Origin of the sequence: Bradyrhizobium macuxiense (assembly GCF_001542415.1) — a bacterium.
Lineage (GTDB): Bacteria > Pseudomonadota > Alphaproteobacteria > Rhizobiales > Xanthobacteraceae > Bradyrhizobium > Bradyrhizobium macuxiense.
The window spans coordinates 99,247-114,527 of sequence record NZ_LNCU01000041.1 but is presented as its reverse complement, the minus strand read 5'-3'; the positions used below and the strand labels follow the sequence as shown (position 1 = coordinate 114,527).

General features: G+C 64.9%; 11 protein-coding genes. 10 read left to right on the top strand and 1 reads right to left on the bottom strand.

What is annotated here, in order from left to right; translation table 11 throughout:
* Nucleotides 1-730: 730 nt before the first annotated feature.
* From dnaA to AS156_RS14405, 8 genes are all read left to right on the top strand, one after another.
* Nucleotides 731-2,161, top strand: coding sequence for a chromosomal replication initiator protein DnaA (dnaA, locus tag AS156_RS14440; RefSeq protein WP_066505079.1), 1,431 nt, complete (start codon nt 731-733; stop codon nt 2,159-2,161).
* A gap of 238 nt (nt 2,162-2,399) precedes the next feature.
* On the top strand, nt 2,400-3,518 hold the full coding sequence (dnaN, locus tag AS156_RS14435) for a DNA polymerase III subunit beta (protein ID WP_066505076.1): 1,119 nt from the start codon (nt 2,400-2,402) through the stop codon (nt 3,516-3,518).
* Nucleotides 3,519-3,569: 51 nt separating this feature from the next.
* Nucleotides 3,570-3,857, top strand: a complete 288-nt coding sequence (locus AS156_RS14430) for a GIY-YIG nuclease family protein (RefSeq protein ID WP_066505073.1) — start codon at nt 3,570-3,572, stop codon at nt 3,855-3,857.
* Between the two features lie 46 nt (nt 3,858-3,903).
* Nucleotides 3,904-5,043 carry a DNA replication/repair protein RecF gene (gene recF / locus AS156_RS14425; RefSeq protein WP_066505072.1) on the top strand — a complete coding sequence of 380 codons (1,140 nt, stop codon included), beginning with the start codon at nt 3,904-3,906 and terminating at the stop codon, nt 5,041-5,043.
* A 232-nt stretch (nt 5,044-5,275) separates the two neighbouring features.
* Nucleotides 5,276-7,711 (top strand): DNA topoisomerase (ATP-hydrolyzing) subunit B, encoded by a 2,436-nt coding sequence (gene gyrB / locus AS156_RS14420; protein WP_066505064.1) that lies wholly within the window; start codon nt 5,276-5,278, stop codon nt 7,709-7,711.
* 15 nt (nt 7,712-7,726) lie between these two features.
* Complete coding sequence (gene murA / locus AS156_RS14415; RefSeq protein WP_066505061.1) at nt 7,727-9,019, top strand: UDP-N-acetylglucosamine 1-carboxyvinyltransferase; 1,293 nt, start codon at nt 7,727-7,729, stop codon at nt 9,017-9,019.
* 149 nt (nt 9,020-9,168) lie between these two features.
* Entirely contained in the window at nt 9,169-10,566 is a 1,398-nt protein-coding gene (locus tag AS156_RS14410) for an MATE family efflux transporter (protein WP_066505057.1), read from the top strand.
* Nucleotides 10,563-11,036 (top strand): DUF2867 domain-containing protein, encoded by a 474-nt coding sequence (locus AS156_RS14405; RefSeq protein ID WP_066505055.1) that lies wholly within the window; start codon nt 10,563-10,565, stop codon nt 11,034-11,036. Before AS156_RS14410 ends, AS156_RS14405 begins: the two co-directional genes overlap by 4 nt.
* A 14-nt stretch (nt 11,037-11,050) precedes the next feature.
* Here the strand turns inward: AS156_RS14405 and AS156_RS14400 are convergent, their stop codons facing one another.
* Nucleotides 11,051-12,190, bottom strand: a complete 1,140-nt coding sequence (locus tag AS156_RS14400; RefSeq protein ID WP_066505053.1) for an FUSC family protein — start codon at nt 12,188-12,190, stop codon at nt 11,051-11,053.
* A 134-nt stretch (nt 12,191-12,324) separates the two neighbouring features.
* Between AS156_RS14400 and AS156_RS14395 the strand changes: the two genes are divergently transcribed.
* A complete protein-coding gene (locus AS156_RS14395) occupies nt 12,325-13,695 on the top strand; it encodes an MmgE/PrpD family protein (RefSeq protein ID WP_066505051.1) in 1,371 nt (456 codons plus the stop codon).
* 292 nt (nt 13,696-13,987) lie between these two features.
* Nucleotides 13,988-15,250: an IS4 family transposase gene (locus AS156_RS14390; RefSeq protein WP_136626221.1), complete on the top strand. Its 1,263-nt coding sequence runs from the start codon at nt 13,988-13,990 to the stop codon at nt 15,248-15,250.
* Nucleotides 15,251-15,281: the final 31 nt, after the last annotated feature.

Here is a 15,281-nt window from a genome sequence, read left to right as displayed (position 1 = left end):
CTCGATGTCAGTCGAATCCACGGATTGTCAGGAAATCCGCTTGGTGTATTTATTTGTTGTCCGCGACGCCCACGGCTCTCCAGATCAGCGCGGTTTGAGACCCAGGGGCGGACGTGCAAATCGGCGGCGGTGTGCGCGTTAGCGACGCTTTCCAAGCGAAGCTAGATTGGTAGCTCATAGCGATATGAGGACGGTCGACCTGTGTCAAAATTTCTCCAGTGATGCCCCCGGTTCTCCGGATGCGTCAAACAAGAGAGACCAGGATGACCGTCGGAATCTGGCAGCGGGAACGCGAAGCGAGTGGACGGGTTGAAAAGGAAGACACGCGGCGGCGCAGCGCCGGGCATCTCGATGTTCGGTAGCGGCAATCGAATTTGAAGACACAAGCGAGCTGATAGCTTGCCGCGATACGTCGCGGCGGGAGGGGGAGGACTTATGACTTACGGGATCATCACTGCAGTCGACACCACGACCGCTGGCGTGCAGATTTCCAATGGTACCGTAATCAACCCCTCGGACTCCGGCTCTAACTCCCAGAGACCGTCGAGTACCCGCTGACCTCGCGAGAGGCTTCTTCTCCAAACGTCTGATCTGACATGTGACGCATTGTCGTCACACGGGAGATCTTTGTCTGGAGCAGACAGCGCCCGCTAGAGGTCGCGCCGTCGCAAGAAATCTGCGCGGCGCTTACGCAACGAACATCCCTCAGTTTTGGAAAAGTACGAAGGCAATGACGAATATGGAACAGGAGCGCTGGTCGCGGGTGAAGGGGCGGTTGCGGACGAGCGTTGGCGAGGACGTCTATACGAGCTGGTTCGCACGGATGGATCTGGAAAGCGTGCATGACGAGAGCGTGCACCTGTCGGTTCCGACCCGGTTCCTGAAGAGCTGGATCCAGGCGCACTATGCCGATCGCGTCCTCACCTGCTGGCAGGCCGAGATGCCCGAAGTGCATCGCATCGACCTGACCGTGCGCTCCGCGATCCGTGCGATGGCTCCGGTGAAGGAAGCGGCAGCGCCGGTCGAAGCGCGCCGCGTCGAGCGCACCGACGGCCGTCCGGCGCCCGAGTTGCGCTCGGTTGCAATCGCGCCGGTGTCGGCAAGCCATGACGCGCTCGGCGGCTCGCCGCTCGATCCGCGCCTGACCTTCGCAAGCTTCGTCGTCGGCCGTTCCAACACGCTGGCGCATGCCGCCGCGCGCCAGGTCGCCGAAGGTCGCCGCGGCGATCCGGTGATGTTCAACCCGCTCTACATTCATGCCGGCGTGGGCTTGGGCAAAACCCACCTGCTGCAGGCGGTGACTTGGGCCGGCAACTCCGGCAGTGAGCGCAAGGTGCTGTATCTCACCGCCGAGAAATTCATGTACGGCTTCGTCGCTGCGCTGAAGACGCAGACGGCGCTTGCGTTCAAGGAAGCGCTGCGCGGCATCGACGTGCTCGTGATCGACGACCTGCAATTCCTGCAGGGCAAGTCGACCCAGGCCGAGTTCTGCCACACGCTGAACGCGCTGATCGATGCCGGCCGTCAGGTCGTGATCGCGGCCGACCGTCCGCCGTCGGATCTGGAAAGCCTTGACGACCGCGTCCGCTCGCGGCTCGCCGGCGGTCTGGTGGTCGAGATGGGGTCGCTCGGCGAGGAGCTGCGCCTCGGCATCCTCAAGTCGCGCGTCGCCGCGGCCCGTGTGCATCATGCGAGCTTCGACGTGCCGGAAGAGGTGCTCGACTATCTGGCACGCACCATCACCCATAACGGCCGCGACCTCGAAGGCGCGATCAACCGCCTGCTGGCGCACTCCAAGCTCAACAACCAGCCGGTGACGCTGGAGATGGCCGAGCGCGAGGTGCGCGACCTGATCCGCCCGCAGGAACCGAAGCGGATCAAGATCGAGGATATCCAGCGCGTGGTCGCCCGGCAGTACAATGTCAGCCGCTCCGACCTCTTGTCGTCCCGCCGCACCGCCAATGTGGTGCGACCGCGCCAGGTCGCGATGTATCTGGCGAAGACGCTGACCTTGCGCTCGCTGCCCGAGATCGGCCGGCGCTTCGGCGGCCGCGACCACACCACGGTGCTGCACGCCGTGCGCAAGATTGAGGCACTGGTCGCCAAGGATACCGCCCTCTCCGAAGAGGTCGAATCGCTGAAGCGCCAGCTGCAGGAGTAAGGCAGCCGCCTTTTCCTCGCCCTCCCCTCTCACGCGGGGAGGGCGGCGCATTTTCCGGCCCAAAACGTGGGGAACGGGCGCCGTTTCCCTTGCGTCGGCCCGCCATCCGCGCCACCTTGCGGTCCCCCGTGGGTTTGATCAAATCCGATACTGATCAGCTTTTCGGGTTTCCAATGCCGTGGTGCTGCCGTCAACGGCCGCCGGGCTTTTCCATCTGAGGGATCTGGCGGGTATTGCAATGAAGGTCACCGTCGAGCGCGCGCAACTCCTGAAATCGCTGGGCCACGTCCATCGCGTGGTCGAGCGTCGCAACACCATCCCGATCCTCGGCAACGTGCTGATCCGCGCCGAGGGCGCCAAACTGTCGCTGAAGGCGACCGACCTCGACCTCGAAGTGACGGAGACGCTGGCCGCCGAAACCGGAACCGCCGGCTCGACCACCGTGCCCGCGCACATGTTCTACGACATCGTCCGCAAGCTGCCCGACGGCTCGCAGATCGTGCTGGAAGCCGACGGCGACCGCTCGATCCTGGCCGTACGTGCCGGCCGCTCGCGCTTCACGCTGCAGACGCTGCCCGAGAGCGATTTCCCGGATCTCGCCGCCGGCGACATGACGCACTCGTTCTCGCTGCCGGCTTCCGACATCAAGCGCCTGATCGACCGCACGCAGTTTGCGATCTCGACCGAGGAGACCCGCTACTACCTCAACGGCATCTATCTGCACTCGGCCGGCAGCGCCAAGGCTGCGACCCTGCGTGGCGTCGCGACCGACGGCCACCGCCTGGCGCAGATCGACCTGACCTTGCCCAAGGGCGCGACCGGCATGCCCGGCGTGATCGTGCCGCGCAAGACCGTCGGCGAAGTGCAACGGCTGATCGAGGACGGCGAGGCCGAGATTGCGATCGAGCTGTCGCAAGGCAAGATCCGCTTTTCGCTCGGCAATGTGGTGCTGACCTCGAAGCTGATCGACGGCACCTTCCCAGACTACGGCCGTGTCATTCCGCAGAACAACGACAAGGAACTGGTCGTCGACAAGAAGGATTTCGAGGCTGCCGTCGACCGCGTCTCGACCATCTCCAGTGAGCGCGGCCGCGCCGTGAAGCTCGCGCTCTCCGCGGGCAAGCTGGTGCTCTCGGTCACCAATCCGGACTCCGGCAGCGCCACCGAAGAGCTCGAGGTCGAGTACGCCTCCGACGCGCTCGATATCGGCTTCAACTCCCGCTACCTGCTCGACATCGCCGCTCAGATCGAGGGCGAGGTCGCCGTGCTGAAGCTCGCCGACCCCGGCTCGCCCACCCTGGTGCAGGACAAGGACAACAAGGGCGCGCTCTACGTGCTGATGCCGATGCGGGTGTGATTTCTCCTCTCGTCATGGCCGGGCTTGACCCGGCCATCCATCAAACCAGAAATGACCTATTGGGTGCAAATCCTCGCCAGCAAGCCCGGTGGGACCCTATACGTCGGCATCACGAACAATCTGATCCGGCGTGTCTACGAGCATCGTGAGGGTCTCGCAGAGGGCTTTACGAAGAAGTACGGCGTCAAAACGCTCGTCTACTTCGAGACGCATGAAACGATCGCAGCGGCCCTCCAGCGTGAAAAGAACATCAAGCATTGGTCCCGCGAGTGGAAAATTGACCTGATCGTTGCCGGCAATCCCGAGTGGCGCGACCTATATGATGAGATTGTCCGCTAACGCGGACGATGGATTGCCGGGTCAGGCCCGGCAATGACAAGGAAACATGACCCCGTCCCGCATTCATCGCCTGTCGCTGACGCATTTCCGCAATTACCGGGCGGCGACACTGTCCGCGCGGGGTGACATGGTGGTGCTGGTCGGGCCGAATGGCGCCGGCAAGACCAATTGCCTGGAAGCGATCTCCTTCCTGTCGCCAGGCCGCGGCCTGCGCCGCGCCACGCTTGAGGACATCGCCGACAATCAGGGTAACGGCTCCTGGGCGGTGTCGGCGGAAGTCGAAGGCGCGCTGGGGCTCGCAACGCTCGGCACCGGTATCGATGCGCCCGCCGGCGAAGCGAACTCCACCAGCCGGCGCTGCCGGATCGACCGCGAGCCGGTGGGTTCCGCGACTGCCTTCGGCGATCATCTGCGTATCGTGTGGCTGACGCCTGCGATGGATGGCCTGTTCATGGGCGCGGCGTCGGAACGGCGGCGCTTCTTCGACCGTCTGGTGCTGGCGATCGATTCCGACCATTCCAGCCGCGTCTCGGCGCTGGAGCGCTCGCTGCGTTCGCGCAACCGGCTGCTCGAAGTGCGCAATTATGACGACCATTGGTGTGACGCGATCGAGCGCGAGACCGCGGAACTCGCCGTCGCTGTCGCCGCATCGCGCGGCCAGACCGCCGCCAAGCTCGCCGTGATGCTGCGCGAGCGCGGTGCGGCCTCGGTCTTTCCCTCCGCCGAGATCGCACTCGACGGCTGGATGGAGAATGCGCTGCTGCAGGAGCCGGCGACCGCGGTCGAGGACCGCTGCCGCGAGATGCTGCGCGCCAGCCGTCCGCGCGACGCCGCCGCCGGCCGCACGCTCGACGGGCCGCATCTGACCGACCTGCAGGTGGTCTACGCGCCGAAGAACATGCCGGCGCGCGACGCTTCGACCGGCGAGCAGAAGGCGCTCCTGATCGGTCTGGTGCTGGCGCATGCGACGATGGTCGCGGAGATGACCGGCATCGTGCCGTTGCTGTTGCTCGACGAGGTCGTCGCGCATCTCGATCCCAACAGGCGCAAGGCGCTGTTCGACGAGCTCGCCAAGCTCGGTGCGCAGGTCTGGATGACCGGCGCCGATCCCGCCGCCTTCGTCGACATCGGCCCGACCGGCGAGATCTTCGACGTCGAATCCGGCCGCGCCACAAGGCGCGGCTGAGACGTGCCGAATCGCGGCCAAAAGAGGCGCCGAATCCGCACCCGAATCGGACTTTTTCGAGCCATAAGAATCGGCTCTTGAAGACCTTGAAAAAGAGCTAAAAAACCCCATCTATTCAACACTTTGTGGAGAGAGACTTTGCGCTAGGCGCAACTCCGCTTTCATGGCACAAATAGCGTAATCAGCGCCTCATATTGCGCAGCTGATTCGGGACATTCCTCGAAGGCTTCACATGACAGAACCTGCCCGGCAGACCCCTGCCGAATCTGAGCATCCCATTCCTGCCGAATACGGCGCGGAATCGATCCGGGTGCTGAAGGGCCTTGATGCCGTGCGCAAGCGGCCCGGCATGTATATCGGCGACACCGACGACGGTTCCGGCCTGCACCACATGGTCTACGAAGTCGTCGACAACGCGATCGACGAAGCGCTCGCGGGCCATGCGAGCCGCGTGCTGGTGACCCTCAACGCCGACAATTCCGTCACGGTGTACGACGACGGCCGCGGCATTCCGGTCGACATCCACAAGGGCGAAGGCGTCTCGGCGGCCGAGGTCATCATGACCCAGCTCCATGCCGGCGGCAAATTCGACCAGAACTCCTACAAGGTCTCCGGCGGCCTGCACGGGGTCGGCGTCTCCGTCGTCAACGCGCTGTCCAGCAAGCTCGCGCTGCGCATCTGGCGCGACGACAAGGAGCACTACATCGAATTCGCACACGGTGATGCCGTCGCACCGCTCAAGGTTGTCGGCGATGCTCCGGGCAAGCGCGGCACCGAAGTCACCTTCCTTGCCTCGACCGAGACCTTCAAGAACATCGAGTATGATTTCGCGACGCTCGAGCACCGCCTGCGCGAGCTCGCCTTCCTCAATTCCGGCGTCCACATCGTGCTCTCCGACATGCGTCACGCGGTCGAGAAGCGCGAGGAGATGCATTATTCCGGCGGCGTCGAGGAATTCGTCAAATATCTCGACCGCAACAAGAAGGCGATCGTGCCGGCGCCGATCATGGTGCGCTCGGAAGCCAACGGCATCGGCGTCGAGGCTGCGTTGTGGTGGAACGACAGCTACCATGAGAACGTGCTGTGCTTCACCAACAATATCCCACAACGCGACGGCGGCACCCATCTCGCCGGTTTCCGCGGCGCGCTGACGCGCCAGGTCAACGGCTACGCCGAGGCCAACGCGAAGAAGGAAAAGATCGCGCTGACCGGCGATGACTGCCGCGAGGGACTCACCGCCGTATTGTCGGTGAAGGTGCCCGACCCGAAATTCTCGTCGCAGACCAAAGACAAGCTGGTGTCCTCGGAAGTCCGCCCGGTGGTCGAGAACGTCCTCAACGAGGCGCTCGCGGCCTGGTTCGAGGAGAATCCGAAGGAAGCCAAGGAGATCGTCGGCAAGGTGATCCAGGCGGCGGCTGCCCGCGAGGCGGCCCGAAAGGCGCGCGAGCTGACGCGGAAGAGCCCGCTCAGCGTCTCCTCGCTGCCCGGCAAGCTCGCCGACTGCCAGGAGAAGGATCCGGCCAAGTCCGAACTCTTCATCGTCGAGGGTGACTCGGCAGGCGGCAGCGCCAAGCAGGGCCGCAACCGCGAGTTCCAGGCGGTGCTGCCGCTGCGCGGCAAGATCCTCAATGTCGAGCGCGTCCGTCCCGACAAGATGCTGTCGAGCGAGCAGATCGGCACGCTGATCACCGCGCTCGGCACCGGTATCAGCGACGATTTCTCCGTCGACAAGCTGCGCTATCACAAGATCATCGTGATGACCGACGCCGACGTTGACGGCGCCCATATCCGCACGCTGCTCCTGACCTTCTTCTACCGGCAGATGCGCGACATCATCGACGGCGGCTACCTCTATATCGCGCAGCCGCCGCTCTATAAGGTCTCGCGCGGTAAGTCCGAGCAGTACCTGAAGGACGAGCGTGCGCTTGAGGATTATCTGATCTCGACCGGGCTCGACGAATGCGTGTTCAAGCCGGCCTCCGGTGGCGACCGCTCCGGCCGCGACCTGCTGTCGCTGGTTGAGGACGCCCGCATCATCCGCAGCGTGCTGCGCAATCTGCACAGCCGCTACAATCGAAAGGTCGTCGAACAGGCCGCGGTTGCAGGCCTGTTCGGACGGGACATCTACACCGACGTGGCAACCGCCAACGACGCGGCGGACTACATGGCAAGACGGCTCGACACGCAAGCCGACGAAGTGGAGCGCGGCTGGAGCGGAAAGTTCGTGGAAGGCCAGGGCTTTGTTTTCGAACGCACGGTTCGCGGTGTGAAGGATGTCGCTATCATCGACGACGCCTTCCTCGGCTCGGCCGACGCACGCAAGCTGCACGAATACCGGGAGAGGCTGCAGGACGTTTACGCACGCCCCGGGAAGCTCCGCCGCAAGGATACGGAGACGATCATTTATGGCCCGGTCGACCTGTTCGAGGCTGTGACCGATGCCGCACGCAAAGGCGTGACGCTGCAGCGCTATAAAGGTCTCGGCGAGATGAACCCGGAGCAGCTGTGGGAGACCACGCTCGATACCGATGCCCGATCGCTGCTGCAAGTGAAGGTCAAGGAAGTCGACGAGGCCGACGATATCTTCACCAAACTGATGGGCGACGTGGTAGAACCGCGCCGCGACTTCATCCAGGAAAACTCGCTCAGCGCCACCATCGACATCTAAGGGGTCCGTTTCCGCGTGCCGCCGATCCAATACATCGTAGAAGGCGGCCGCCGGCTCTCCGGCACCATCGAGCCGTCCGGCAACAAGAACTCGGCGCTGCCGATCATCGCAGCGGCGCTCCTGACCGAGCATCCGGTCACGCTGACCAACGTGCCGCGGATCCGCGACACGGAGACGCTGGTCGAGCTGTGCCGCTCGGTCGGCGCGACGGCCGAATGGACCGAGCGCAACACGCTTCAGATTCATGCCAAGGAGATTCGCGCCGCCGATCTCGATCCGGCTCTGTGCGCGCGAATCCGTGCCTCGATCCTGCTCGCGGGTCCCCTGCTCGCGCGCTGCGGCGAGGTCGCGCTGCCGCCGCCGGGCGGTGACGTGATCGGGCGACGCCGCCTCGACACGCATTTCCTGGCCTTCGAGCAGCTCGGCGCCACCGTCACCGCAACGCATCGGCTCGAGTTCCGCGCCTCGCGCCTGAAGGGCGCCGACGTGTTCCTCGACGAGCCCAGCGTCACCGCGACCGAGAATGCGCTGGTGGCTGCCGTGGCCGCCCGCGGCACCACCTATCTGCGCAACGCAGCCTCCGAGCCGCATGTGCAGGATCTCGCGAATTTTCTGGTCGCGCTCGGCGCCAAGATCGAGGGCATCGGCACCAACACCATCATCGTACAAGGACCGGCGACGCTCGGCGGCACGACTTTCGCGATCCAGCCCGACCATATCGAGGTAGGGTCGCTGATCGGGCTCGCCGCCGTGACCCGCTCGCCGCTGCGCATCGCGCGCGCCGGTGTCGAGCATCTGCGCTCGATCCGGATGGGCTTTGAGCGGCTCGGCATCGTCTGCGGCGTCGAGGGCGACGACCTCGTCGTGCCGTCGAACCAGACCATGAAGATCCACGACGATTTCGGCGGCCACGTGCCGAAGCTCGAGGATCAGCCCTGGCCGGCCTTCCCGGCCGACCTGATGTCGATTGCGATCGTCACCGCGACGCAGTGCGACGGCGTCATCCTGATGCACGAGAAGATGTTCGAGTCGCGGATGTTCTTCGTCGACAATTTGATCGCGATGGGTGGCCGCATCGTGTTGTGCGACCCGCACCGGGCAATTGTCGCAGGGCCGAGCCGGCTGCGCGGCGCGCCGATGAATTCGCCCGACATCCGCGCCGGCATGGCGATGCTGCTCGCCGCGGTCTGTGCCAACGGCACCTCCACGATCAACAATGCCGACCAGATCGAACGCGGCTATGAGCGGATCGAGGAGCGGCTGAACGCGCTCGGCGCCAAGATCAAGCGGATCCCGGCAAGATCGTGATCAGAGCATGATCCGGAAAGTGTGAAGCGGTTTTCCGGCCGGATCATGCTCAAACGACAACCTAAGACGCGACGATCTCTGCGTGAGATCGTCGCGTTTGGGCAGCTTGGCCATCCTTTTGGCCTGCTCGTCGTGCTAGACATGCCGTCATGACCTGCATCGACAAGATCGACCCGGCCGCGCCGCGCGCGGCCGTTGCCGTCACTAGCAATCACCTTGCGGCCGAGCTCTCGGAAACGCTGAAGCTCGCGGTGCCGCTTGCGCTGACCCAGCTTGGCCAGATCGCGATGATGTCGACCGACCTCGCCTTCATCGGCCGCCTGGGCAGCGAGGCCGTAGCGGCCGCTGCGCTGGCGCACACGGTGTTCTTCGTCAGCTTTACGTTCGGCATGGGACTGGTCTCGGCGGTCGCCCCGCTGGCGGCGCAGGCATTCGGAGCCCGCGACCCGCATGTGATGCGGCGCGCGCTGCGGGTCGGCCTGTGGGTGGCGCTGTTCATGGCGTTGCCGCTGATGTTCCTGCCGTTCCACGGCGAAAGCGTCCTGCTCGCGCTCGGCCAGGCGCCGGCCGCAGCCCACCTCGCCCAGCAATATCTGTTCGGACTTGTCTGGGGCATCCTGCCGGCGCTGTGGTTCATCGCACTGCGCGGCTTCATGAGCGCGGTGAACCGGCCGGAGCCGGTATTGTGGATCACGCTGGCTGCGATCCCCGCCAATGCGCTGCTGGTCTATCTGCTGCTCTACGGCAAATGGGGCATGCCCGAATTCGGCCTGTTCGGCGCCGGACTGGCCACGACCACCGTCAACCTCGGCATGTTCCTGGCCGGCGTCTGGTTTGCCGCGCGCCGCCGGCCGTTCCGGAAATACCATGTCTTCAGCCGCATCTGGCGGATCGACCGGCCGCTGATGGGCAAGCTGGTGGCGATCGGCGCGCCGATCTCGCTGTCGTTCCTGCTCGAATACGGAATGTTCGGCGCCGCGGGCCTTTTGATGGGCCTGATCAGCACCCCCGCGCTTGCGGCGCACCAGATCGCGCTGCAGATCGCGGCGATCTTGTTCATGGTGCCGTTCGGCGTCGGCATGGCGGCGACGGTGCGGGTCGGCCACGCAGTCGGCCGGCGCGACCCTGACGGCCTGCGGCGCGCCGGCTATGTCGCGGTTTTAATCAGCGGCACCTTCATGAGCGTCATGACGCTCGCGGTGATCCTGGCGCGCTTCGAGATCGCGACGATCTTCCTTGGAGAGGCCAGCGACACCGCGGCGCAACTGACCGCAATGCTGCTCTTGATCGGCGCGACCTTCTTCATCGCCGACGGGGTCCAGACCACCACGGCCGGCGCGCTGCGCGGCATGAACGATACCCAGGTGCCGCTGCTCTTCGCCACCATCAGCTACTGGCTGGTCGGCTTCGCGTCGGCTTATGCCCTCGCCTTCTGGACCAGGCTCGGCGCACCCGGCGTCTGGATCGGGCTGTCGCTCGGGACCGCTGTTTACGCCACCCTCCTGATCTTGCGTTTCCGCCTGCTGGCACGCAGACTGGGCAAATGAGGGTTGACGAGGTCACGCCGAACGTGGACTCCGCCGCGCTGCTCGCCGGTGCGCAGTTCATCGACGCTTTCCGGATCGCGACCACGAACCCCGACCTCGATGCGCGGCATGCGACGGAAGCGATGGTGGCGCGGCAGCCGCGCTGGGCCGAGTTGCTGATTGCGCTGCGCAATTTTCTAATGGCGCCGCTCGGCCTGAAGACATCGGGCGCAGCGGAAGGCACGGCGCACGGCATGATCGGCATCTTTCCGGTCGTGAGCGAGACGCCGGAGCGGCTGGTCGCCGGGTTCAACGACAAGCATCTCGACTTCCGGCTCGTCGTCGACGTCGCAGCCGCCGGCGCGGCGCGCAACGTCACGGCGACCACGCTGGTGCTCACGCATAATTGGTTCGGGCGCGTCTATCTCGCGGTGATTCTGCCGTTCCATCGCCTGATCGTGCCGGCGATGCTGCGCAAGGTTGGAGACTGAGTCACAGCCCAACATCACGCTGCGCTCTTCTTCGATGTATCGGCGACGATCTTCTCCGTAGCCTCGCTGCTCGTGCACCAATTGCCGTGGCAGCGCTTGAGGTCGTTCAGATTCTGCCGCATCTGGTCGAGCGAGAAGCCGAGCGCGAATAAGCGCTCCATGGCATCGACCGGGAGACCCCGGGTCAGGCCCTCGCTGCGCACTTTCGCGACCTCTGCGCTGTAGGCTTGCAGCGCCGCATCGACAGGCGCCATGTCCGCAGGGCCGCTGCCGGCACGCAGGGCCGTCGCGACTGCCTTCATATAGGTGACGATGGCATTGCTCACGTCGGACAACGGCCGCGCCAGCCTGGTCTGGATCTCGGCCGGCAGCGGCACGACGCAGGCACGCCCGATCATCACGACGTCGTGCCGCAGCCGCTGGATCGTCCGCAGCAACGGACCGGTATCGGGCCCCGACGACAGATGCATGGAGCGCTCGCGCTCGGCCTCCAGGCCTGTCGCCTGCAGGTTGGTCACCGCAACGCCGATACCGTCCTGGATCCGGTGCAGTGCTTCATTGTCGAGACCGCGCGTCAGGCCGGCGAGCAGTTCAGCGAACGCCGCCGCGAGCAGTTCCAGCAGCTTCGATGCATTGACCCGGATCTGGCTGACCGCGCGCGACGGCAGCACCAGGAACGAAATCGCAAGCCCGGTCAGCGCGCCGACCGTGACCTCGAGGACGCGGTCGACCGCGGAGTCCAGCGGATTGGATTGATGCATCGTCGGCAGCAGCAGCACGATCACGGCCGTCACCGTCGCCGAGTTCAGGCTCGGATTGAGCGAGGCGATGAAGGCGAGCGGCACGATCGCCAGCACCAGCAGCGCCAGCAGGCTGCCCTCGCCCGAATGCGGAATCAGCACCGCGATCGCGCCGCCATAGATGGCGCCGCCGATGGTGCCGAGCATGTAGTCGCGGGTCGCCTTCAGCGAGCGGCCGACGCTCATCTGGGTGACGATCAGCGACGTCAGCACCGCCCAGAGCGGTAGCAAGAGGTGCAGCGCCAGGGCGATGGCATAGGCCGCCACCCCGGATGCCGCGATCCGGACCGCCAGCGCCAATTGCGTCTTGCGGGCCCAAAGCTGGTCGAACATGCGTTTTGCGAAGGTCCTCATGCGCCGCGATCCGGAATCAATGCCGACGTTCGTGTTAAGTCACTTCCAGCATGGCTGCTGCCCGCAGGCGGCACGGCGGCTTGAAAGGCCAAACCGCCCCGCCTACCCTTGCGCCGCAAGATTGAGGAAACACGATGGCCCACGAAACCGCAACGCTCGCCGCCTATGTCGCCGACCTGAAATATCAGGATATCCCGCCCGAGGTGCTGGAGCGTGCCAAGGTCCTCACGCTGGATTTCCTCGGCAGTACCATCCGCGCCCGCCGCGATGCGGAATCGACGCCGTCGCTGATGAAGATGCTGGAAGCGCTGGCGCTGGACGGCAAGGGCGAGTCCACCGTGTTCGGCGATACCAAGACCTGGACCCCGGCGGTTGCTGCCCTGCTCAACGGCGCGCTCGGCCATTCGCTCGATTTCGACGACACCCATGCCGATTCCTCGCTGCATCCGAGCGCGCCGGTGGTGCCCGCCGCCTTTGCGGTCGGCGAGATGGTCGGCGCGTCCGGCCGCGACGTGCTGACCGCGATCGTCGCGGGCTATGAGGTGTGCTGCCGGCTCGGCAACGCGCTCGACCCGACCTCGCATTACGCCCGCGGCTTCCACCCGACCGCGACCGCCGGCACTTACGGCGCCGCAGCGGCAGCGGCCAAGCTGTTCGGCCTGTCCAAGGAGCAGATCGTCTCGGCGTTCGGCGTCTCGGGCAGCCAGGCCGCGGGCTCGCTGCAGTTCCTGGTCAACGGCGCCTGGAACAAGCGCTATCAGGTCGGCGCCGCCGCGATGAACGGCGTGATCGCAGCCACCCTGGCGCGCAACGACTTCGTCGGCTCGAGCGAGTCGGTCGAGGGCAAGCACGGCCTCTTGGTCGGCTACAGCGACGATGCGCATCCGGACAAGGCCGTCGCCGGCCTCGGCAACACCTACGAGACAATGAAGATCGGCGTGAAGCCCTATCCGAGCTGCCGCTACACCCACGCTGCGATCGACGCGCTGATCGCGATGCGCCGCGAGCACAATCTGACGCCGGCCCAGATCAGGAAGGTCGAGATCGGCCTGCACCGCAACGGCATCACGCTGACCGGCGACGCCGCCACCAAGCGCCACCCGACCTCGATCGTCGGCGGCCAGTTTTCGATGTTCTTCACCGGCGCGATCGCGCTCGACCAGGGCCACTTCGGCTGGGATGATTACGACCGGCTCGGCGACAAGGCGATCGACACGCTCGCCGACAAGTTCGACGTGGTGCAGGACGACCGCCTCGAGATCGGCCGCACCCACCCGTTCGGCGCCCGCGTCTCCATCACCACCGACGACGGCATCCATGAGCGCCTCTACGCCGATCCGTCCGGCGAGCCGACCTCGTTTCCCGACGCGCAGGCCATGCAGCAGAAATTCCTGACGCTGGCCCGCCCGGTACTCGACAAGCGCGCCGACCAGCTCGCCGATGCCATCCTGACGCTGGAGCGTTTCGACCGCGTCGAGAAGGCGACGCAGCTCGGGCGGCAGTAGGAACGACGGATTCACAATCGTCGTCCTGACGAAATGGCAGGACGACGCGGATCGGTTTCTCGCTCGATCATTTCCACGGTCATGGCTATGAGAGCGGCTGGTTTCGCATTCAATCGCCAAGCAACCGGCGTCATCGCCCGGACGAGCCCTACGATATGCACACATCTCCCAGCCCTCTTGCGGCGGCCTCCATTCTCTGAATCGATGATGGTCCCGCAACGTAAGGGGGGCAGAGGATGGCAGGCAGTTTGGGACGGTTCGGCGACCGGCGCCTGGAAAAAGGGGAGCTGGTTTGCTGGCCGGTTTGGTCAGTGTCGGCCAATCCGGCATCAGCGTACGTCGCGTGGGTGGCAATCGCGCCGGCGAGATGCGTATTACGCGCTTCTTGCGTAATCCGCGTGTGAGACCGGAAGAAATGGTCGCGACCGCTCGCGCGCGCACCGCTGGGCTGGTCAAGGGGCGTCACATCCTGGCGATCCAGGACACGACGACCCTGCGCGACGACGGCAAGCAGCGCAGTTTGAACTTGCATCCAATGATCGCGGTAGACGCCCACGATGGCGGACTGCTCGGACTTGTCGATGCGGTGTTCCTCAATCACGTTGGCGGCAAGAAGCATCTCTGCAAAAAACGGCCTTTCGCTGAAAAAGAGAGCAGCCGTTGGCTTAACGCGACAAATACAGCGGCCAGCCTGGTCGCGGCCGGAGCGGCCTGCGTGACCGTCGTCGCCGATCGGGAAGGCGATATCTATGAGGAATTCGCCTGCCGTCCCGTTGAGACGGAACTGCTGATCCGCGCCCATCATGATCGCGTGCTGGAAGGTGGAGGCATGCTCTATGGCTGCACGGAGGGCATCGCCGAACTGGGCCGCGAGACGATCGATTTGCCGGCCAATCCGGGCCGACCCGCCCGGCAGGCGGTACTGGCGCTGCGCGCGCGCAAGGTCACCCTGGTGCGGCCGAAACGTAACCATCCTGCCGAGGCGGCAAAACTGCCGAAGAATGTCACACTCACCTTGGTCGAAGCGCGTGAGATCGATCCGCCCGACGCAGTAACGCCGGTGCATTGGCGACTACTGACAACACATACCGTGACCACGCTCGCGGATGCATGTCGGATCACGGGCTTCTATCGCCAGCGCTGGACCATCGAGCAAGTGTTCCGCGTTATGAAAACCAAAGGCTTTGACATCGAAGCGGTGCGTGTCGCCGAGGATGGACCATTCGAGAACTTGACCACCGCGACGCTGATCGCGGCCATTCAAGTGCTGCAGATGGTGCGCGAGCGCGATGGCGTGGCCGGGCGCCCGCTGCAGGACGCGCTCGATCCCGAGGATCAGCCAGCGCTGGAGGCGATTTGTCAAACCCTCGAAGGCAAAACCGAGAAACAGAAGAACCCTCATCCCAAAGGGTCGTTGGCATATGCCAGTTGGGTGTGTGCCCGGCTTGGCGGATGGACCGGCTACTACGGAAAACCGGGACCCATTGTCATGATGCAAGGCCTCCAATCCCTCAAAGCCATGCTTCATGGCTGGAAACTCCGCCGAGATGTGTGAATCTCGTAGGGTCAAGCCGGGCGATGACAGT